At 59.7% G+C, this 20,671-nt stretch carries 17 protein-coding genes and 1 other RNA gene; 16 read left to right on the top strand and 2 right to left on the bottom strand.

Annotated features, from left to right (window positions below; genetic code table 11):
• Window positions 1–57 precede the first annotated feature (57 nt).
• The 7 genes from GPK42_RS01730 to gatB all read left to right on the top strand — a co-directional run bounded on the left by GPK42_RS01730 (window position 58) and on the right by gatB (window position 8,881).
• On the top strand, window positions 58–1,773 hold the full coding sequence (locus GPK42_RS01730; protein ID WP_215693091.1) for an isopeptide-forming domain-containing fimbrial protein: 1,716 nt from the start codon (window positions 58–60) through the stop codon (window positions 1,771–1,773).
• Between the two features lie 512 nt (window positions 1,774–2,285).
• Window positions 2,286–3,254 (top strand): MarR family transcriptional regulator, encoded by a 969-nt coding sequence (locus GPK42_RS01725; protein ID WP_215693089.1) that lies wholly within the window; start codon window positions 2,286–2,288, stop codon window positions 3,252–3,254.
• Window positions 3,236–4,009: a hypothetical protein gene (locus GPK42_RS01720; RefSeq protein ID WP_215693087.1), complete on the top strand. Its 774-nt coding sequence runs from the start codon at window positions 3,236–3,238 to the stop codon at window positions 4,007–4,009. The genes GPK42_RS01725 and GPK42_RS01720 overlap by 19 nt, the downstream gene beginning before the upstream one ends.
• A gap of 132 nt (window positions 4,010–4,141) precedes the next feature.
• Window positions 4,142–5,053 (top strand): class C sortase, encoded by a 912-nt coding sequence (locus GPK42_RS01715; RefSeq protein WP_215693085.1) that lies wholly within the window; start codon window positions 4,142–4,144, stop codon window positions 5,051–5,053.
• Between the two features lie 326 nt (window positions 5,054–5,379).
• Window positions 5,380–5,691, top strand: a complete 312-nt coding sequence (gene gatC / locus GPK42_RS01710; RefSeq protein WP_215693083.1) for an Asp-tRNA(Asn)/Glu-tRNA(Gln) amidotransferase subunit GatC — start codon at window positions 5,380–5,382, stop codon at window positions 5,689–5,691.
• Window positions 5,691–7,205, top strand: a complete 1,515-nt coding sequence (gene gatA, locus GPK42_RS01705; RefSeq protein WP_215693081.1) for an Asp-tRNA(Asn)/Glu-tRNA(Gln) amidotransferase subunit GatA — start codon at window positions 5,691–5,693, stop codon at window positions 7,203–7,205. The genes gatC and gatA overlap by 1 nt, the downstream gene beginning before the upstream one ends.
• Window positions 7,205–8,881 (top strand): Asp-tRNA(Asn)/Glu-tRNA(Gln) amidotransferase subunit GatB, encoded by a 1,677-nt coding sequence (gene gatB / locus GPK42_RS01700; protein ID WP_215693079.1) that lies wholly within the window; start codon window positions 7,205–7,207, stop codon window positions 8,879–8,881. The genes gatA and gatB overlap by 1 nt, the downstream gene beginning before the upstream one ends.
• A 223-nt stretch (window positions 8,882–9,104) precedes the next feature.
• On the opposite strand, the gene GPK42_RS01695 is transcribed toward gatB, so the two are convergent.
• Window positions 9,105–10,103, bottom strand: a complete 999-nt coding sequence (locus tag GPK42_RS01695; RefSeq protein ID WP_252200027.1) for a helix-turn-helix transcriptional regulator — start codon at window positions 10,101–10,103, stop codon at window positions 9,105–9,107.
• A 120-nt stretch (window positions 10,104–10,223) separates the two neighbouring features.
• Here GPK42_RS01695 and GPK42_RS01690 point away from each other — a divergent pair, with 120 nt between their 5' ends.
• The 6 genes from GPK42_RS01690 to GPK42_RS01665 all read left to right on the top strand — a co-directional run bounded on the left by GPK42_RS01690 (window position 10,224) and on the right by GPK42_RS01665 (window position 17,337).
• Complete coding sequence (locus GPK42_RS01690) at window positions 10,224–12,050, top strand: ABC transporter ATP-binding protein (protein WP_215693075.1); 1,827 nt, start codon at window positions 10,224–10,226, stop codon at window positions 12,048–12,050.
• On the top strand, window positions 12,051–13,808 hold the full coding sequence (locus GPK42_RS01685) for an ABC transporter ATP-binding protein (RefSeq protein ID WP_215693073.1): 1,758 nt from the start codon (window positions 12,051–12,053) through the stop codon (window positions 13,806–13,808).
• 180 nt (window positions 13,809–13,988) lie between these two features.
• Window positions 13,989–14,234: a DUF6110 family protein gene (locus GPK42_RS01680; protein ID WP_022094642.1), complete on the top strand. Its 246-nt coding sequence runs from the start codon at window positions 13,989–13,991 to the stop codon at window positions 14,232–14,234.
• Window positions 14,235–14,312: 78 nt separating this feature from the next.
• A complete protein-coding gene (locus tag GPK42_RS01675) occupies window positions 14,313–16,328 on the top strand; it encodes a heavy metal translocating P-type ATPase (RefSeq protein ID WP_338404309.1) in 2,016 nt (671 codons plus the stop codon).
• A 143-nt stretch (window positions 16,329–16,471) separates the two neighbouring features.
• Entirely contained in the window at window positions 16,472–16,825 is a 354-nt protein-coding gene (locus GPK42_RS01670; protein WP_215693069.1) for a hypothetical protein, read from the top strand.
• Window positions 16,822–17,337, top strand: coding sequence for a type II toxin-antitoxin system VapC family toxin (locus tag GPK42_RS01665; RefSeq protein WP_215693067.1), 516 nt, complete (start codon window positions 16,822–16,824; stop codon window positions 17,335–17,337). Before GPK42_RS01670 ends, GPK42_RS01665 begins: the two co-directional genes overlap by 4 nt.
• A 58-nt stretch (window positions 17,338–17,395) precedes the next feature.
• Here the strand turns inward: GPK42_RS01665 and GPK42_RS01660 are convergent, their stop codons facing one another.
• Complete coding sequence (locus GPK42_RS01660) at window positions 17,396–17,830, bottom strand: hypothetical protein (protein WP_215693065.1); 435 nt, start codon at window positions 17,828–17,830, stop codon at window positions 17,396–17,398.
• Window positions 17,831–18,067: 237 nt separating this feature from the next.
• On the opposite strand from GPK42_RS01660, the gene ssrA reads away from it, so the two are divergent.
• The 3 genes from ssrA to rplM all read left to right on the top strand — a co-directional run bounded on the left by ssrA (window position 18,068) and on the right by rplM (window position 20,669).
• Window positions 18,068–18,431: a transfer-messenger RNA gene (gene ssrA / locus GPK42_RS01655) on the top strand.
• Window positions 18,432–19,153: 722 nt separating this feature from the next.
• Window positions 19,154–20,032, top strand: coding sequence for a patatin-like phospholipase family protein (locus tag GPK42_RS01650; protein WP_215693063.1), 879 nt, complete (start codon window positions 19,154–19,156; stop codon window positions 20,030–20,032).
• A 193-nt stretch (window positions 20,033–20,225) separates the two neighbouring features.
• Window positions 20,226–20,669, top strand: a complete 444-nt coding sequence (gene rplM, locus GPK42_RS01645; protein ID WP_022094635.1) for a 50S ribosomal protein L13 — start codon at window positions 20,226–20,228, stop codon at window positions 20,667–20,669.
• Window positions 20,670–20,671 lie beyond the last annotated feature (2 nt).

Here is a 20,671-nt window from a genome sequence, read left to right as displayed (position 1 = left end):
CAGACAGATTTAGATCAAATGGAATTCGAGCAGAAAGCAGAGGAAAAGAAGATGAGCATGAGCAAGAACATCGCACGCCTGGCAGTAACCGCCGGCCTCACAGCAGCGCTGAGCTTCGGCGGCGTCATGGCCCCGGTCACGATGGCGTTTGCTGATGATGTGGCTACTACGACCAATAGCATCAAGATCAACAAGAACAATGAGAATGGCGATGTGACGTACAAGGCCTACCAGATTTTCAAGGCCGATGTTGTGGATGGAACCGACGGGTCGAGCAAGGTCGTTTCGAACATCGATTGGGCGAGCCCTAAGGCGAAGGATGCGGTTCTGAACTATCTTTCAAAGGTACCCAACTCTGGTATCACCCTTAGCTCCTCAGCACAAGCTGCTGCTAAGTATCTGACCGATCATGCAGATGGCACCGGCGAGACGACCCCCATTGAAAACGACAATCTGTTCAACGGGTTGGCAAAGGAGGTCGTGAAGAGCGTAGGCCAGACGGGTTCTTCCTTTACCACCGACGATGTCTTTAAGCCCCAGGACGGGAACGGAAATGCCCTGCAAGGCTATTATCTCTTTGTGACTGACGAGAGCACCTTGAGCACCGATCAGGAAGTGAAGAAGAATACTGGTACTTCGCCGATCTTCGCTGTTGTCGGCGACGCTCTCGTGACCGTTACCGAGAAGACCAGCATTCCCACAGTTGTGAAGAAAGTCAAAAACGACGACGGCAGCAATTGGGCCGACAAGGCCGACTCGCAGATGGGCCAGAAAGTTGAATATAAGCTGACTGGCACCGTTGCCAGCAATATCGCAACGTTCGATACTTACCATTATGAGTTCAGCGATAAGCTTTCTGACGGTCTGACGGCAGATGCTAGCAGCGTCATCGTTAAAATCGGTGATACGATCCTTTCACCCAACACGACTCCTGGCGCCAAGACCGGTTACGATGTTTCGATTGATGCAACTAACACGTTGACTGTAAAGTTTGCCGACCTCAAGACCGCTGCGGAACAGGCTAACGCGGCGCTCGACGGTAGCTCCAATGTCGTTGTCACTTACACCGCTATGCTTGATCCCACGAAGGCTACGAACGTTACTGTCGGCGGCACAGGTAACGACAACGCCGTAAAACTCATTTATTCCAACAATCCCATGGGCGAAGGAACGGGTGAGTCTGTGCCCGATACCGTCCGCGACTACACCTACGCGCTTAAGCTTATCAAGCAGGATGCTGATTCTGATACTACTAAGATTGACAATGTAGAGTTCACCATCCAAGCAACCGATCCTGACGATGTTGGCTCCAAGGATATGTATGTCGGCAGCGAAGGCACTCTTGTCAATGAGGCCTATAAGTTCAAAACGGCGAATGGCGGCAAGATTAATGTCAAGGGTCTCGATGCTGGTACCTACACGGTGCACGAGGTCGAGGGCAGCAACCCTGGCTACAATACGCTGGACGACTTTACCTTCACTATCAAGCCTGAGGGGCTTAATAAAGACGAGGGTGTGGCGCTCGACGAAAAAACAGCTGTAAATACGCTGAAGGTTACTGTGCAGAAACCTGACTCCGCTACCATGGTTACCCCGTCAGTCGACGGCGGCACCGTCACCCTTACCGTCAAGAACAAGAAGGGCTCCAACCTCCCGCTCACCGGTCTCAACGGCGTGACCTTCACCTGGATCGCTGGTGGCGCGGTGCTGTGCATCGGCGTGGCGCACCTCATCCGCAGCCGTAAGCAGGCTGAGGAGTCCGAGCAGGAGTAACGCTCACTCATCCATCCCTTTGGCAGGTGGGATGCGATGGCCATGAGACTTGCGGACACTTTTCTCGTCCATCCACGTTCTTGCTTTGCCATTTTCTTTTCGGGGCAGACTCCGCACTGGAGTCTGCCCCGTTTTTTTGGACAACGCAGCCAGCCTCCACCGTCCGATGCGGACTCATCCGTCATCGCGTTTCTTGACTCGTATGAAGTTCGGTTTAAGGTCCGTAGGCGCACGCGCAGTGCGGACGGTAGAAGGCATTTGCGCCGCAACAAGCGCAAATAAGAATGCCCGGGGTTCGGAGCCCGGGCATTTAACTAAAGCTGAAAACTAGGCCGCCCGCGCTCTCGTACACTTACGCGGGATGCGTCGTTTTCTATTGATATTGTATCCCGAATCGCCCAGCCGATCCGGGATATTTTGAAAACTCAAATATGGGCTTAGGCACGAACGGAATCTCTTTAATTCCGAAAATAATGTATAATTACAATATAAACTGGAATCAAACGAAAACAATGGAAATGAACGAAGCGCTAATCTACTTACAAGAAGCACTAGGCCTCTCCGCCAAGACCAAAACTTGGCCTGGATCCGCACGCTTGCCGCTGCATCTGCGAGCGATTGAGGTCCGCGCTGTTGACGCAAACGGTTTTTCGTTTTTGCTTGCAAGTTTGCCTACTGGCGTCGGGCTTCCCGAGGCTAAGAGGGTCTATAGTCAGCTAGCCTTGCGTGCGGAGACTCCTGTTGTCGTTTCGTTTCCTGATGCCGACGCACGTCAGCGCAAAGCATTGGTCGCACAAGGGATTCCCTTTGTCTGTCCCGGTAGACAGGCTTTTCTTCCATTTATGGGCACAGCTTGCACGGAGAGGGGCGGTGCCCGGTTTCGCAATCACGCGACCAAGATGTCACCCAACGCGCAGGCTGCCGCAATCTGGGGAGCAGCCCAGGAGCCATATCGTCCCTATGACCTTTGTCGTGCGCTTGGGATTTCGGCAAGCCGTGCGAGTGAGGCCATAACCGAGCTTGTTGACAGGGGGCTCGCGAGGCGCGAGCGTCGCGAGCGACGTGTCGTCGTGTTCCCTGTTGCCGTTGATCTTCTGCTCAGCGAACACATGGCAGAGCTCTCCTCGCCTGTCTCGAAGGTCTTTTTTGCAAAGAAGGCGCCGCAGATCGACTATCTTGTTGACGCCGGGGAGACGGCGCTCGCTGCGCGTTCGATGCTCGCTACGCCGGGCATGGAACAAAAGGCCGTCTTAAGAAGTGCATGGCGTCAACTGAGCGACCTCGAAGTCGCAGACGGGGAGTTGCCGGATAACGAGACGGCGATGATCCAAGTGTGGCGCTATGCACCCGTGTTTGCCGGCTCCTCCCGTGTCGACAACATTTCGCTTGCGCTATCTTTGGCGGCAATCGACGATGAGCGAATTCAGCTCGAAGTCGATCGCATGTTTGGAAAGGAATATCCATGGCAAGAAGCGCTGTAGAAGGCCTCCAAGAATTTCAGCAGCATATGCAAGAAGCTGCAGGATCGTATGCTCTTATCGGCGGCACGGCATGCGACATTTTGCTCGCGGAGGCGGGACTTCCGTTTAGGGCGACTCACGATTTTGATGTTGTAATTGTCGCCGATGACCGGTTGCCTCAGACGGCAGAAGCTATATGGACTTTGGTGCGTGATGGCGGTTACCGCTGCGGCTGGGGCGAAGGCAAAGGCTCATGTTTTTATCGGTTTACAGAGCCTAAGAGGACGGGTTACCCCCATATGATCGAGCTCTTCGCGAAGTGCCCCGACTTTCTAAAGGGTCGTGAGGGGATTGATGTGGCACCAATTCACGTTGATGAAAACATAAGCAGTCTTTCGGCAATTTTGTTGGAAGATGCTTACTACAGCTTGTTCCTTCAGGGAATCCGGACCGTAGACGGCGTTTCGGTCCTGGGTACGGAATACATTGTCCCGTTCAAAGCGAAGGCGTATCTCGACCTAAAAGCTAGAAGGGAAGCGGGGGAGAACGTTGATTCGAAGAAGGTAAAAAAGCATAAACGCGATGCGCTGAGGCTTGTTCAGCTGCTTGGCGAGTCGGAAGGTGTCGACCTGGGCGGAGAACTGAAGGACGATATGCTTGCGTTTGTTAAAGATTGCGAGGTGGGCGACGTCAATCTGAAACAGATTGGGGTTGCGGGCGTAACGATGGCGCAGTTGCTCGAGACGATGAAAGCAACATATGGCTTGATTGGTTGAGTGGGGTTACGTGGCCCGGACGGTGCAGTCTAGTTGCGTTGTCCGGCGCATGAGCTCGCTAATCGGGTATTATTTGTTTAGACAACTTGAGTTGTAGAGGAGTGACCGGCGATGGTGCAGGGCGCCAAACATATGAAGAGCAATAACGCCGCGGACAACGGCGGCTCAAGCCCTCAGCCCAAGCCCAAGCCCAGGCGCCGCCGCAAGCGACTGCCGCGCTGGGCCGACCGGCTCATCACCATCGTCATCATCCTTATTGGCGTGGGCCTTATGACCTGGCCTTGGATCTTGGACCGGCTCGAGGCCTCGGGCGTGTTCAACCAGATCAGCACCGTGTCTAGCACCGTGGACGCGCTCTCCGAAGAGGAACGCGAGCGCATTCTGCTTCAGGCGCGCTCCTATAACGAGCAACTTGCCGGCGAGGCCACCGAGCTTCCCGCCGACCAGATCGAGCCCTACGCCCAGCAGCTCATCTTCGACCGCGACCCCATGATGAGCTGGGTCGAGATCCCCTCCATCGACGTGAGCATGCCCATCTACCACGGCACGAGCGAGGAAGTCCTCATGGCGGGCGTCGGCCACCTGGAGGGCACGAGCCTACCGGTGGGCGGTACCTCGACGCATTGCGTGCTCACCGCGCACTCGGGCATGCGCAACCTGAGCATGTTCGACGACATCCACTCGCTGAAGCCCGGCGACCTGGTGCTGCTACACACCATGAACAAGACGCTCGCCTACAAGATGGTGGACTCCGAGGTGGTGCTGCCCGAGGAGATGGAGTCGCTGACCATCGAGCCCGGCGCCGACAAGGTGACGCTCGTCACCTGCACGCCCTACGGCGTAAACGACCATCGCCTGCTGGTGCATTGCGTGCGCACCAAGTACAACAAAAAGGACGTCGACAAGCAAAAGTCGCTGGCCGGCCGCCACTGGGGCAAGCGCGAGTTTGCCGTGCTCATTGTGGTCGTGGCCATTGTGCTGTTGCTGCTGGACATCGTGATCCACGCGGTCCGCAAGCGCCGCAAGGTCAAGGCCTCGGCATAAGACATCGTTCAGAACAACCACAAAGGGGACAGGCACCTTTGTGGTGGTCGGGAGCTTCCAAACCATCACAACATTCGATATAAAATTCGATTTTGGCGAAAAGTGTCGAATGTTGTGATGGTTTTCGTTGTGGGCGGCACGGTTTTCGTTGCGGGCGGGACAGTTTTCGTTATGGACGGTGCGGTTTCGCTGCAGAACCGCCAGCCCGCCGCCTGCCAGCCCGCCGCTCTCGTTACGTTTTCGCTGCATTTGGGTAAAGCACCTGCTCCAAGCGGCGTTGCCTTGTATACTAGAGCGGTTTATCTGTTATGCGGAAGGGAGCGCCTATGGCACTCAGCGAGAAAGACGTGCGCGGCATCGCCGAGTACGCAAAGATCGCACTGACCGATGACGAGCTCACCCAGATGACGTCCTACCTGAACGACGCCGTCCGGATGCTCGAGCCCGTCTTGCAATATGACTTGCCCGACGTGGAGCCCACGTTCCATCCTATCGGAAGCCTGTCCAACGTGATGGGCGATGACCTGCGCGAGCCCGAGCGCGACCTGCCGCTCGACGTCGCGCTCGAAAACGCCGGCAGCGCGCGCGACCGCTACTTCCGCGTGCCGTCCATTTTGGGAGAGGGGGAGAGCGAGTAATGGCGCTAAGCTTCGATTCCCTTACCGCCGCCCAGATTGCCGCAGGCGTTGCCGCCGGCGACTTTACCGCTACCGAGGTGGCCCAGGCCTCCCTTGCCGCCATCGAGGCACGCGAGGGCGGGGTTCAGGCATTCCTGCAGGTGTCGCCCGAGCTTGCGCTCGAGGCCGCTGCGCGCGTGGATGCCGACCGTGCCGCAGGCAAGCCGCTGCCCCCGCTCGCGGGCGTGCCGCTGGCCATTAAGGACAACATGAACCTCGTGGGCACGCGCACCACCTGCGCTTCCCGCATGCTCGGGGACTACCAGAGCGTCTACACCGCCACCTGCGTCCAACGCATGCTCGATGCCGGCTGCCTGCCCATGGGCAAGGCCAACATGGACGAGTTTGCCTTTGGCAGCTCCACCGAGAGCTCGGCCTTCCACCGCACCAACAACCCTTGGGATACCGAGCGCGTGCCCGGCGGCTCCTCGGGCGGCTCCGCTGCCGCCGTCGCCGCGGGCGAGGTCGCGCTCTCGCTGGGCTCGGACACCGGCGGCTCCATTCGCCAGCCGGCGTCGCTGTGCGGCGTGGTGGGCTTTAAGCCCACGTATGGCGCCGTGAGCCGTTACGGCGTGGTCGCCTTTGGCTCGTCGCTCGACCAGGTGGGGCCCTTTGGCCGCACGGTCGAGGATGTCGCGCTGGCCATGAACGCGCTTACTGGCGCGGGCCACGATCCGTACGACTGCACCAGCCAGGATTGCGCCGTCGACTTTACCGAGCATCTCAACGACAGCATCGAGGGCAAGCGCGTGGGCATCATCCCCGCGTTTATGGAGGCCGAGGGCCTGACGCCCGAGGTCAAGGCCGCTGTTCAGCGCGCCGCCCAGGAGTTGCAGAACCAGGGCGCCGAGCTGGTCGAGGTCGACCTGCCGCACCTGGACGCCGCTATCGCCGCCTACTACGTCATCGGCCCGGCCGAGGCGTTCTCCAACCTGGCTCGTTTCGACGGCATTCGCTACGGCTACCAGGAGGAGGGCTGCGTCAACCTGTCCGACCAGAGCTCGCTTTCGCGCGCCCACGGCTTTGGCGCCGAGGCCAAGCGCCGTCAGATGCTCGGCGCCTACCTGCTGAGCTCGGGCGTGTACGACAAGTACTACTACGCTGCGCAAAAGGCCCGCACGCTCATCACGCAGGACTACGACGCCGCGTATGCCAAGGTGGACACCATCCTCATGCCCGCCTCGCCGCGCACGGCCTTTAAGTTTGGCGAGATCAGCGACCCCACGCAGATGTACCTCTCCGACCTGTACACCATTTCGCTCAACATTTGCGGCAACGGCGGTATCTCGGTGCCGCTGGGCCTGGGCGAGGATACTCAGCTGCCCGTTTCTGCCCAGCTGGTGGGTCCGGCGTTTAAGGACCGTCAACTGCTCACGTTTGCCCGCGCCCTGGAGCGCGGCTTTGCCGATGCCGCCACGGGTGCGCCCGCACTTTCCGTCGCGCCCGATTTTGCCGGGAAGGGAGGCGAGCTGTAATGAAGGAGCTTTCCGAGGTCCTGCAGGATTGGGAGGCCGTGATCGGCCTGGAGATCCACACCGAGCTCACCGCACTCGATACCAAGATGTTCTGCAACTGCAAGCTCAGCCACGATGACGAGCCCAACGCCAACGTGTGCCCGGTGTGCCTGGGCCTGCCCGGCGCCCTGCCGGTGCCCAACAAGCGCGCCATCGAGAGCATCGTCAAGGCAGGTCTCGCCACCAATTGCGAGATTCAGCGCCACTCGATGTTCTACCGCAAGCACTACTTCTATCCCGATATGGCCAAGAACTTCCAGACCACGCAGGGTCCGGTCGCCTTTGCCATGTACGGTCACCTGGATCTGGATGTGACCGGTCGCGGTGCCGCCGAGCGCCCCGACTGCGCGTTTGGCGAGGCCGAGGCCCAGAGTCTGGCGAGCGCTTCGGCCAACGCCGAGGGCCTGTCTACGTCCATGACGTCGACCATGCGCGAGGGCAACCAGCGTGCCGGCCACCTGGCCAGCTACGACGCGTCCAGCCTGCAGATGCCCGAGCGTCGCGAGGACGGTTCCTACACGGTGCCCATCCGCATCCTGCGCATCCACATGGAGGAGGACGCTGCCAAGATGGTGCACGTGGGCGGTGCCGAGGGCCGCATTACCGCCGCGGCCGAGTCGCTCGTCGACTACAACCGCTGCGGCACGCCTTTGATTGAGCTCGTGACTGAGCCCGACTTGCGTACGCCCGAGGAGGCTCGCCTGTTTATGGAGAAGCTCCGTCGCATCTTTGTGACGCTGGGCATTTCGGACTGCTCCATGGAGAAGGGCTCCATGCGCTGCGACGGCAACGTGTCGCTGCGCCGCCGCGGCGAGACCAAGCTGGGCACCAAGACCGAGCTCAAGAACCTCAACTCGTTTAAGAGCCTGCACGACGGTCTAGCCTACGAGATTTGCCGTCAGGCCGAGGTGCTCGAGGAGGGCGGCATCATCTATCAGGAGACCCGCCACTGGGAGCCCACCCGCAAGCGCACCGTGGTCATGCGTGTGAAGGAGACGGCCGACGACTATCGCCTGTTCCCCGATCCCGATCTGGCGCCGTTCGATCTGGACGATGAGTTCATCGACCGCTGCCGTGGCGAGATCCCCGAGCTGCCCGATGCCAAGCGTGCCCGTTTTGAGACCGACTTTGGCATTAAGGCGGCCGATGCCGAGCAAATCGCCGGCGACCCGGAGTTTGCCGAGTTCTTTGAGGCTGCCGCTGCCGGTATGGCTGGCAAAGAGGCCCAGACGGTCGCAAACCTGCTGGTGAACGAGATGATCGCCTACCTTAAGGGCGCAGGCGTGTCGCTCGCCGAGTCCGGCATCGCGCCGGCTCAGGTGGCGGCGCTTGCCAAGTTGCTCGCGACCGATGCCATCAGCTCCAACCAAGCGCACGAGGTCTTTGAGGCCATGGCCCAGACTGGCGACGATCCCAACAAGATCGTCGACGAGCGCGGCATGCGTCAGGTGAGCGATGCCGGCGCGCTGCAGCCGATCGTGGACGAGGTGCTGGCGAACTGTGCCGAGCAGGCGCAGCAGTACCGCGACGGCAACCAGAAGGTCATCGGCTTTTTGGTGGGCCAGTGCATGAAGGCGAGCCGCGGCAAGGGCAACCCGAAGCTCTTCAACGAGTTGCTGAGAACGTCGCTCTCGTAAACGGGAACCCGGGAGCCCCGGCAGGGCGGGTGCTTCCTCAAAATTTCGAACAGTCCTGCGCAAGACGAAGGCCACATTAAGTGGCCTTCTTTGCGTGCGGAACTCATTTTGAGCAAGCACCCGCCCTGCCGGGGCTCCCGGATTCTGCAACGACTCGGCCGTTCGGGTCAGGTAGGGCTGAATGGAATAGAGTGAATGAGGGCGCCGATGGCGCCCTCATTCTTTATATATGTTGGGAGCGCCAGGTGGTGGGGGTGGTGCCGGTGTATTGTTTGAAGGCTTGGGCGAAGGCGGCTTGCTGAGGGTAGCCTAGACGCTCTGCCACTTGCGCTATCGTAAGCGAGCTATCTGCCAAAAGGTCCTGCGCCCGCTCCATGCGACGCCTTCGTATGTAGGCGCCCAGGGACTCGCCGGTTTGGGCCTTAAAAGTGGCGCATAGTTTGGAGCGGCTTGTGTAGAGCCTCTCGGCCACCTCGTTGATACCCACACGTTTGCCTTTGTCGAGCGCGCGCTCAATCATTGCCGTTGCTTCTTCGGCAATGGTTATGCTAACGCGTGTGTCTGCCGCCTGCCGAGCCTGCTTGTGGGCCGCGCGCGAACAGGCGAGCTCCGCGACCATGGTCTCCACGATGCCCTGCATATAGACGTGTCCGCCTACGGTGCGGGCGCGGTCCTCGTTAATCCGGCGCAGCGTGTGGCAGATGGCAGACGTCGCCTCCTCGTGCCATGGCTCGGCAAACGCCTCAAAGATCCCCGCGAACTCGGTGGGATAGCGGTGCTCCAGTTCGTCAAAATATCCAGGCAAAAAGAGCACCGAGCGTGAGTGGTAGAGTTGCCCTGCAAACAATGGGCTTAATTCCTCGCCACAGCTATCTTGGATAAAGCTGCAAACGGCATTGTTTGGCCACGGTCCATGCAATGGTTTAAGGTTCGCGGGCGTTATGCCAGCCTCGGGCATGCATGTAAGTGTGGGCGCGCTGACCTCGCTCACGCAGGCGTATGGCTCGGGTGTGTATTCGGCCAGGTACATATCGTGCGTCGGGGTGATGAAATGCTCCATGACGATGCAGGCAGGGGAGAGAGGCATGATCCATGCGCGGCCGTGCGCCCGGTCGTTTGCCACCTCGCCGGTAAAGACGGCGCCCTTGCCGGAAAGCTCCAGGCCAAACTGCTCAAACTGCGGTGCATAGAGCTCGGTTATGTCGGTCGCGGCCCGATGCATTTTCAAAAGCGTCCCCTTCCTTTGCAGAAACGTCCACGCCTGGCTCGATTGTGTGCCCTGGCTAACATATCAATGATAAGTTGAGTACGGTTAACTCTCAAGCCGTTAGAAAGGAATCTCATGGCAAAGGGATCAAAAAGGGAAGGCGGCGGTATCGGCGAGTTGCTCGCGTATGCCGGTGACCGCAAATTCCTAACGTATTTGGGCATGGCGCTCTCGGCGCTCTCGCAGCTGCTGAGCTTTGGCCCGTACGTGTGCATTTGGCTTGTCGCGCGCGATCTGATCGCCGTGGCACCTAACTGGAGCGAAGCCTGCAACATCGCGACGTATGGCTGGTGGGCTGTGGGGTTTGCGCTGGCAAGCATCGTAGCTTATTTCGTGGGGCTCATGTGTACGCACCTGTCTGCGTTTCGCTGCGCGTCCAATATCCGCAAGACTACGAGCGAGCACCTGCTTAAGCTGCCGCTTGGCTACTTTGACACGCACGCCACCGGTGAGCTGCGCCGTATTGTAGACGGATGCGCCGCCTCCACCGAGACCCTGCTCGCGCACATGCTGCCCGATATCGCCGGCGCCACTGCCATGGTCGCAGGCTTGCTCGTGCTGCTTTTCGCCCTCGATTGGCGCTTGGGGGCGGCATGCCTTATCTCGGTCGTCGTTTCGTTTGGCGCCATGGCCACCATGATGGGCGGCAAGGGCGGCGAGTTTATGAAGGCCTACATGGGAGCGCTGGTCAAGATGAACAAGACCGGCACCGAATACGTACGCGGCATCCCCGTGGTCAAGGTGTTTCAGCAGACGGTCTACTCCTTTAAGGCCTTCCACGATGCGATCGCCGAATACGCCGACATGGCACAAAACTATTCGGGCACGTTCTGCCGAGGTCCGCAGGTACTCAACCTTACCGCGCTCAATGGTCTTGTGGCATTCCTGTTGCCCGTGGCGTTGCTGTTGGCACCGGGTGAGACGGACTTCGCGCATTTTATGGTCAACTTCACGTTTTACGCGATATTTTCGGCCGTGGTGCCGACGGCCATGACCAAGCTCATGTTTGTGGGCGAGGCCTCTCAGATGAGTGCTGATTCGCTGGCTCGCATTCGAAGCGTCATGGATTCCAAGCAGCTCTCCGTGCCCGCCCAACCCAAGCACCCTGCCGGCGGCGACGTGCGATTTGAGGACGTGAGCTTTACGTACGAGGGTGCCGAAGCACCTGCTGTCAGCCATGTGAGTTTTAGCGTTTCCGCTGGTAGCACCCTCGCCCTGGTGGGTCCCTCGGGTGGCGGTAAGTCAACCTGCGCAAGCCTGATCCCGCGTTTTTGGGATGTTTCCTCGGGTCGAGTGCTCGTAGGCGGTGTGGACGTTCGCGATATGGATCCGCACGAGCTTATGGACCAGGTCGCCTTCGTGTTCCAGACCAACCAGCTGTTCCGGCAAACACTTGCCGATAACGTGCGCGCCTCCAAGCCTACGGCCACTGACGACGAAGTGCGTGCGGCCCTCTCCGCAGCTCAGTGCGACGACATTGTGGCCAAGCTCCCGCAGGGCATCAATACCATGCTCGGTGCCGGCGGAGCATATCTTTCGGGCGGCGAGGTCCAGCGCGTGGCCCTCGCCCGCGCGATCCTTAAAGACGCGCCTATCGTGGTGCTCGATGAGGCCACGGCGTTTGCCGATCCCGAGAACGAGGCGCTCATTCAGCGCGCCTTTAGCAAGCTGGCGGCGGGTCGCACGGTCATTATGATTGCGCACCGGCTTTCGACCGTGGTGGGCGCAGACCAAATCGTGGTGCTCAACCAGGGCAGCGTGCAGGAGTCGGGTACCCATGCCGAGTTGCTGTCCCAAAATGGCCTGTATGCCAAGATGTGGGCCGAATACGAACAGGCCGCGAGCTGGAAAATCACTGCAGCGACCGCGGATGCCGCCGTCACGAAGGGAGGCGAGGCCTAAATGTTCGCCTCATTCCAAAAGAAGTATTTCCTATCCGATAAAGGCGTCGCCGGCGTAAAACGCGGCATTTTCTGGACCACGCTCACCAATCTTATTACCATGGCCGGCATGGGCTTTTTATTCCTGGTTATGGCCGGTTTTGTCGAACACCTCGCCAGCGGGGCTGACCTGCCGGATGCCCTGCCGATCGTGGGCGGCCTCCTGGTCTTTTTTGTGTTGCTCTTCGCTTCTAACTGGCAGCAGTATTACTACACCTACTGCATCTTTTACGAGGAGTGCGGCAAGCAGCGTATGGAGATTGCCGAGCGCTTGCGCAAACTGCCGCTGTCGTTTTTTGGTCGTCGTGATCTGGCCGATTTAACCGAGACCATCATGGGTGACGTCCAGGCCATGGAGCACGCCTACAGCCACGTGCTGGGAGAGCTTTGGGGTGCCATCATCGCAAGCGCCATTGTGTTCGTGGCGTCGCTGTTCTTTTGCTGGCAGCTGGCGATCGCGGCGTTTTGGAGCGTTCCCGTGGCCTTTGCCGTGCTGTATCTAACACGCGGCCCCATGACTCCGGTGTTCGATCGCGTGCGCGCCGAGAAGGTCAAGGTTACCGAGGCGATTCAAGAGACGCTCGACTGCGTTCGCGAGATCCGCGCCACCAACCAAGAGGCCCATTATCTTGAGGGACTCAACGTTGTGATCGATGCCGAGGAGCGCGAGACCACCAAGGGCGAGCTCGCTAACGGGCTTTTGGTCAACTCCGCCTTTGCCATCCTGCGTCTGGGCATTGCCACTACGCTGGTCACGGGTGCTGCGATGGTCGCCTCCGGGCAGGTCGACTTTTTGGTGATGTTTGCCTTCCTGCTTATGGTGAGCCGTATCTATGCGCCGTTTGACCAGGCGTTAATGTTAATGTCCGAGCTGTTTGTCGCCGAGTCGTCTGCCAAGCGCATGCGTTCCATCATGGAAGAGCCTGTGGCGCGGGGCAGCGAGAAATTTGAGCCCGCGGGCCACGATGTGGTGTTCGATCACGTGGCATTTGGCTATGGTGCGGGCGAGGACGGGCGCGCCGGCGAGAAAGTTCTTACCGATGTGAGCTTTACCGCCAAGGAAGGCGAAGTTACGGCGCTGGTCGGTCCTTCGGGTTCCGGTAAGTCTACGGTGAGCCGCCTGGCCGCACGCTTTTGGGATGCCACCGCGGGCAAGGTTACCGTGGGTGGCGTGGATGTTGCGAGCGTCGATCCCGAGGTACTCCTGCGCGACTACGCCATTGTGTTCCAAGACGTACTGCTCTTTGACGACACAGTGATGGGAAACATCCGCCTCGGGCGTCGTGACGCCACCGATGAGGAAGTCTTGGCTGCCGCACATGCCGCCAACTGCGATGAGTTCGTGAGTCGTATGCCGCAGGGCTACGACACCATGATCGGCGAGAACGGCTCCAAGCTCTCCGGCGGCGAGCGCCAGCGCATCTCCATCGCCCGTGCGCTGCTTAAGGACGCGCCCATCGTGCTGTTGGACGAGGCGACGGCAAGCTTGGATGTGGAGAACGAGACCGTGGTGCAGCAGGCGCTCTCCCGTCTGCTTGCAGGTAAGACGGTTATCGTTATTGCCCACCGTATGCGTACGGTGGAAAATGCCGACAAAATCGTTGTGCTCAAGGATGGTGTGGTTGCCGAGCAGGGCACTCCGGCACAGCTCAAGGCGGCAGGTGGAGAATTCGCCCGCATGGTTGCGCTGCAAAAGGAAGCGGCTGCCTGGCGGCTATAGGAATGTGACAAAGGGACAATCCCTTTGTCACATTGAGTTCATCCCCATAGTTTCCAAAAAGTTAGCCATTGTTGACCAAATAGTTATACTAAACTATTTTCAAAAGCGTGCTCGAGCAAACTAATGAACTCGGGTGCTAAGGCACCATGCCGCGCTTGTGCGGCAAAAGGGAGAAGCAACATGAAGAAGTCGACGTTTAACACCCTGCTTGTCGGTGGCGGTTTTCTGCTTGGTACGGCCGGCATCAAGCTGCTCACCAGCGCTCCGGTAAAGAACGCCTGCGTGCAGGGCATCGCGTGCGGTATGCGCGTCAAGAACTGCTACCAGGACATGGTCGAGCAGGCCAAGGCCAATGTCGATGACATGGTTGCCGAGGCTGCCTACATCACCCAGAGCGAGGCCGCTGCTGACGAGGCAGCCGAGTAGCGCTCCCAGGCACAAACTATGAGATTCTCGATTATTAGCGAGATCCCCGGCAGGACCCGTCTTCAATTGGCGGGTCCTGTGCCAGAGAGCGATCTCGATGCACTTCTTAAGCTCAGCGGCGATATCGACGGCGTGCACAAGGTGCGCGTCTACGGCCGTATTGGCCAGATGGCGCTCGAATATGACGAGCGATGTCGTGCGAGCGTGCTCGACGCCCTGGGCGCACTCGATGCTCAAGCTATCGCCGATGCCAAGTCGGGCTACGTGATGCAACTCGAGCCGCGCAAGCATAAACTCGTTATGGACCTGGCGACACTCGTCGGTGCCCATTACGCACGTCGTTGGTTCTTGCCGACGCCTCTGCGCGCGGTGTTTGTCGTGGCCGGTTACATGGCATTTTTGCGCGCTGCCCTTCATGAGCTGGCGCAGCCGCGCCTGACCGTTCCCGTGCTCGACGCTTCGGCCATCGGCATTTCGTTCGTCAAGCGTGATGTCGACACCGCGGGCCAGACGATGTTCCTGCTCAACGTGGGCGAGCTGCTCGAGGACTACACCCGCGCCATGAGCGAAAACGAGCTCATCAACTCGCTGCTCGATGTGCCCGACAAGGCGCAAAAGGTTGTCGGCGACACCGAAGTGGGTGTTGCCGCGACCGAGCTCGAGCCCGGCGATCTGGTCGCTGTGCGCACTGGCATGTCCATCTGCATCGACGGCGTGGTTGAGCAGGGGAGCGCCATGGTCAACCAGGCGACCCTGACCGGCGAGCCGCTGGCCGTCGAGCGCAGCGCAGGCGACGACGTATTCGCCGGCACCGTCGTGGAAGACGGCAGCATCTTGGTGCGCGTGCGCGCCAACACGGCACAGACCAAGCTGCGCTCAATCGTCTCGCTCGTGCAGACGGCCGACTCGCTCAAGTCCGAGGGCCAGTCGCATATGGAGGACCTTGCCAACAAGATCGTCCCGTGGAACTTCCTGCTCGCGGGCCTGGTTGCGCTTACCACCCGCAGCCTCATCAAGACCTCGGCGGCGCTGATGGTCGACTACTCGTGCGCACTCAAGCTCACGGGTTCCGTCGCCGTCATGACTGCCATGAGCGACGCCGCCAAGATGGGCGTAATGGTCAAGGGCGCGAAGTACTTTGAGTCGTTTGCCAAGGCCGACACCATTGTGTTTGATAAGACCGGTACGCTCACCGAGGCGCAGCCGCGTCTTGCCTGCGTACTCACCACCGATGGCTGGAGCGAGGACGAGGTCCTGCGCCTTTCCGCTTGCCTGGAGGAGCATTTTCCGCATCCGGTGGCGCGCGCCGTGGTCAATGCGGCACGTGAGCGCGGGCTCGAGCATCGCGAGCGCCACGCCGCCGTCGAGTACATCGTGGCGCACGGCATTGCCTCGTCCATCGAAGGGCGTCGCGCTATCATCGGTTCCGCGCACTTTGTATTTGAGGACGAGGGCGCGCAGCTCGATTCCGACATCAAGGAACGCATTGAGTCCCAGATGCAGGGCCTGTCGCCGCTGTACCTGGCGGTCGATGGCAAGGTCGTCGGCGTGCTCGGTATCGAGGATCCGCTCAAGGCCGGGGTCCGTGAGGCCATCGCCGACTTGCACGCGTTGGGCGTTAAGCACGTGGTCATGCTTACGGGCGACTCCGAGCGCACGGCCGAGCGCATTGCTCGCGAGGCAGGTGTCGACGAGTTTAAGGCCGAGCTGCTGCCCGAGGACAAGTACGCGTATGTTGAGCGCATTAAGGGCGAGGGGCGCCACGTTGCCATGGTGGGCGACGGCGTCAACGATTCGCCGGCGCTCGGTTTGGCCGACGTGGGGCTGGCAATGGGCGGCGGAAGCGACATCGCCAAGGAGGTCGCCGATATCATCCTGACCGATACGGATCTGGCCGCAATCGTGCGTCTGCGCCGTATGAGTCAGGGGCTTATCGACCGTCTGACGAGTTCATATTCCAAGGTGATGCTCACCAACTCGGCGCTGTTGGCATTGGGTATTACCGGCATGATTACTCCGCAGACGTCGTCACTGCTGCATAACGGCTCGACGATCGCCTACAGCCTGGGCAACGCAAAGGCTTACCTGCGCTAGCAGACGTGTTCGCGCACGTTATCTGGCCTGCGCCCAGACGGCATCGGTGTCGTCCGGGCGCAGGCCTTTTGCATTTGACCATGTGCTAGCTTCTCTATATAGTGTTGCTAGCAGGGCTAGCAATTGAAGGGAGCGAGATCGACGTGGGTGCTGTTAGCGGCATGGCGCAGGTGAACGTTCGCGTGGATCGCCAGGTCAAGAACCGTGCCGAGGAGGCGCTGCGGCTTTCGGGCGGGTCGCTGTCCGAGCTCATCAAAAAGGTGGTGGCCAAGGTCGCGCAGGGTGGCGGGCAGTGCGAGGAAGTGCTTGCGGCCGTCGACGACCGGCAGCAGACCGTCGCGCCCGATACTCCGTTCGCCGCGTCGTGGGCAGCGGCAGACCGGCTCTATGCAGACTTGGGCATCGCTGCGTCGCCCGTATCCGACGATCGCGGTTGGGACACAATCTATTCCGAAGCCATGGACGAGCGCTATCGCCAAAAGGGGATGATCCAGTGAGTGGGGCTCCCCTCAAAATAATGGTAGACGCCAACGTATGGGTCGATTCGTTTTGCGTCGACCATGCCGAGTCGCTTGCCGCGCGTGCGTTTATTGGGCAGGCGACGGAGGCGGGGGCGTTGCTGTTCTTCCCGGTGCATATCGCTAAGGACGTGCTGTACGTTGTCCAACACGAGCTGAAGCGTAGCGTTCTTGCCAGCGGGGGAGCGCTCGACGAGGCATCTGCCCGCGCAATTGGCGATGCGGCGTTGGCGTTTGTTCGGAACATGACCGAAAACGCCACGGCCGTGGGTGCAGATGCGTCGGACCTTTGGCTGGCCGACAAATACTTAGCGCTCCATCGCGATTACGAGGACAACTTGGTGCTTGCCGCATGCAAGCGCGCGCAGGTCGATTACTTGGTGACTAGCGATCGCAAACTGCTCGAACATGCCGATCTTGCAGCAAAGACCCCGCGCCAAATGATGCCGATTCTGACTTTGGCCGAACGCGGCGGCGCGGCTATCGGTTGACGCGAACTGTTTGCGGGCCTCTTGGACGACGATGCGCCAAGGGGCCCGCGCCTGCTATTTACAAAAGCTCGGCCTTGATGGTGGGACTTTCTGCGAGCTGCTCGGCTGCCTTTTCATCGGAGCTGTCGACTGCTGCCAGACTACGGTAGACCCACTCGTTGACCTGGGTGTTCTTGACGCCTGCGGTCTGCATAAGGGTACCTACCTCGCGGATTGCTGCGAGCAGATCGGCCTTGGGACCTGCGAGCTCTACCTCGATGCCGTGGTAGGCGGCCACGCCGCGGTTCTCACTCACGTGGTCGATAAAGCCCTCGACGGTCTCAAGCTGCTGGGCGAGAGCTGCATCATCGTCGGCGTCCAGCGCGACGAGTGCGTTCGATACCGTGAGGGCGGGATGTCCGCAGGGGACAAAGCCTTCGATGACATCCATAGCTTCGGTAATGGTTGAGCCCAGGCCTGCGAGGGCATTGACGAGTTGCTGCTTGGTATCCATGGCGGTCCTTTCGACGGGTCAATTTTGCTTGGCGAAAATATACGTGACGCGATCGGTAGCAAAAGTGCGAAGTGCGGCGCACATTGGGGTCTTCACAGCTCGTGCATAGAACAGCTGTCCGCTTTCAGAACGTGGTAAGATAACACTCCACAAGCGGGGCTCGCCCCGCATGTTCCTTGAAAAGTCGACGGGTGTTGGGTGCTCGTGCCCAATGCCATCCAGACTTTCCCGACATTCGGGGGCGACTGGTTTCGACACGATAGCTCTGAGAGAGGAAGCAAGCCGAGGTCTCCTCGCCTCGTTAAACAGGGGTACCGTCAAATTGAATTGACAACAACTCTTCTTTTGAGCCTATGGCTCTCGCTGCTTAATTTATAGCGGCGCGTCAACCCGGTGATTTCCCCGCCACCGGTGCGACGTCATTTTAGGGGAATGCTCCTGCGCACGTAATCGGTATGGCGCAGGCTAAGACCGAACCGGTTAGGACGCCGCGAGCGTGTCGCTGCGCGCAAAGCGTCCGAGACTAAACCAGCGACTGAGCTTGGAGATGCCAATCAGGGGGCTTTCGCGGACCGGAGTTCGATTCTCCGCGCCTCCACCAGAAGTAACAGGCAGGTAGATATTCGTATCTACCTGCCTTTTTATTTCTAGTCCGCACCGCGGAGAATCGAACTCTGTGCAGGGCGTGAGCGTTTTTAGCCCGCGGGTGAGGACGCCGGCAGGCGGCCGAAGCCGGTGCGGATTTGCGAAGCAAATACGCGGATTCTCCGCGCAATGCCCCAGCTAGATATAGATGCGATGCCGATCGGGCGTCTTGCCCCGGCCTCAACCCATCAACGGATTCCCCAAACCGCGGAGAATCGAACTCTATGCAGGGCGCGGCCGTAAAGAAAACGCCTTGGCAACGCAGACCGGGACACGCTTTCCCAATGGCGGCCCAGGCGGAAAGTCCATCCCGGAATCCGCGCTCAGACCGGGATGTAGTTTCCGGATGATGCCTCAAGCGGAAACTGCGACCCGGAATCGAGCCGTAGAGTGGGATATGCTTTCCCAATGGCAGCTCAAGCGGAAAGTACATCCCGGAATCCTCGTTCGGAATGGGATGCAGTTTCCAAATGAATGGCTAGCGGAAAGTTCATCCCGGAATCCGCGCTCAGAACGGGACGCGCTTTCCCAGCGGCGGTCCAAGCGGAAAGCGCATCCCGGAATCTCGCCTCAAACTGGGACACACTTTCCGCTTCACTTGCCGCCTCAAAAAACCTGCGCTCTCGCCATCCCAAAACTGGGTAGAAGAAAGCCAAAACGCAATCGCAGGAGGTCAACATGACTGCAGAAGATAAGGCAAAGAACGCCGGCAAGGTCGCGCTCGTCCTGGAGGGCGGTAGCTTTCGCGGGCAATTTACCGCAGGCGTGCTCGACGTTCTCATGGAGGCTGGCGTCGAGATTCCGGCTGTCTACGGTGTATCGGCCGGCGCCCTCAACGGCGTGAACTACAAATCGCACCAGATCGGCCGTGCCAACCGCATCAACCTGGCTTTCTGTAACGACAACCGCTTCATGGGCGCCGCGTCGTTTGCGGCCACGGGCTCTATCGTCGGCTACGATTTTATCTTCAACGATGTCCAGGACCGCCTGGACCCCTTTGACAACGAGACGTTCGATGCGAGCCCCATCGAGATGTACGCCGTCGCGACGGACATGCTCTTTGGAACCGCCACGTACCTCCCGGTCAAAAGCGCCGTGCTCGACCTCGACGCTGTGCGCGCATCGACCTCGTTGCCGCTGGTGACACCGCCGGTCGAGATAGACGGGCACAAATACGTCGACGGCGGCGTGGCCGATTCGGTTCCTATCGAGCATGTGCTGGAGGAGGCGGGCTTCGACCGTGCGGTCGTCATCGTCACGCAGGACCGCTCGTACGAGAAAAAGCCCTACGAGTTTTTGCCGGCCGCGCGCGCCCGCTATGCCGACTACCCCTATCTGCTCGAGGCTATCGAGACGCGCCACGACCGTTACAACATCCAGCGCATGCACCTGTGGAAGTATGAGCGCGAGGGCCGTGCGTTGGTCGTCGCTCCGCAAAAGCCGGTCGAGGTCGGCCATGTTGAGCACGATCCGGCAAAGCTTCTGGACCTGTATATCCAGGGCCGCCAGGAGGCAAAGCGCCTGCTCGCGGAAATCCAAGAGTTCGTTGAGCGCTAGCGACGGCGAACCCTCAAAAAATGACAACAGCTAAAGAGCTGGAAAATCACGGCTCGTGGATGACATGTGCAGAAACTCTGGTCGGAGCCAAAATACCTGTTGACTCGTACGGCGAGCGGGGTAATATGGACGGGTTACTTGCAGAGCCCCGTGAATCTCTGTAACAACACGTACTGTACATGGAGGAGTCTAAGTGATTTCGAAATCGACTCACTACGCCAAGCAGGGCGAGGTCCAGCGCAACTGGGTTCTCGTCGACGCCGATGGTGCTGTCCTGGGCCGTCTTGCCACCCAGATCGCAATGATCCTGCGCGGTAAGAACAAGCCCCAGTTCACGCCCAACAGCGACTGCGGCGACTTCGTTGTCGTCATCAACGCCGATAAGGTCCAGCTTACCGGTAACAAGGCCGACACGAAGACCTATTATCGCCACAGCGGCTACAACGGCGGCCTCAAGGCTGAGAGCTTCCGCCAGGCTATGGAGAAGCACCCGGAGAAGGTCATCGAGCGCGCCGTTCGCGGCATGCTGCCCAAGACCACCCTCGGCCGTGCCCAGATGACCAAGCTTAAGGTCTACGCTGGTGCCGAGCATCCGCACGCTGCCCAGAACCCCACGAAGATTGAGCTGGAGGCTTAAAG

Origin of the sequence: Collinsella aerofaciens, assembly GCF_018785265.1 — a bacterium.
GTDB lineage: Bacteria > Actinomycetota > Coriobacteriia > Coriobacteriales > Coriobacteriaceae > Collinsella > Collinsella aerofaciens_AI.
The sequence above is the reverse complement of the archived record's forward strand: the minus strand, read 5'-3'. Positions and strand labels throughout refer to the sequence as shown.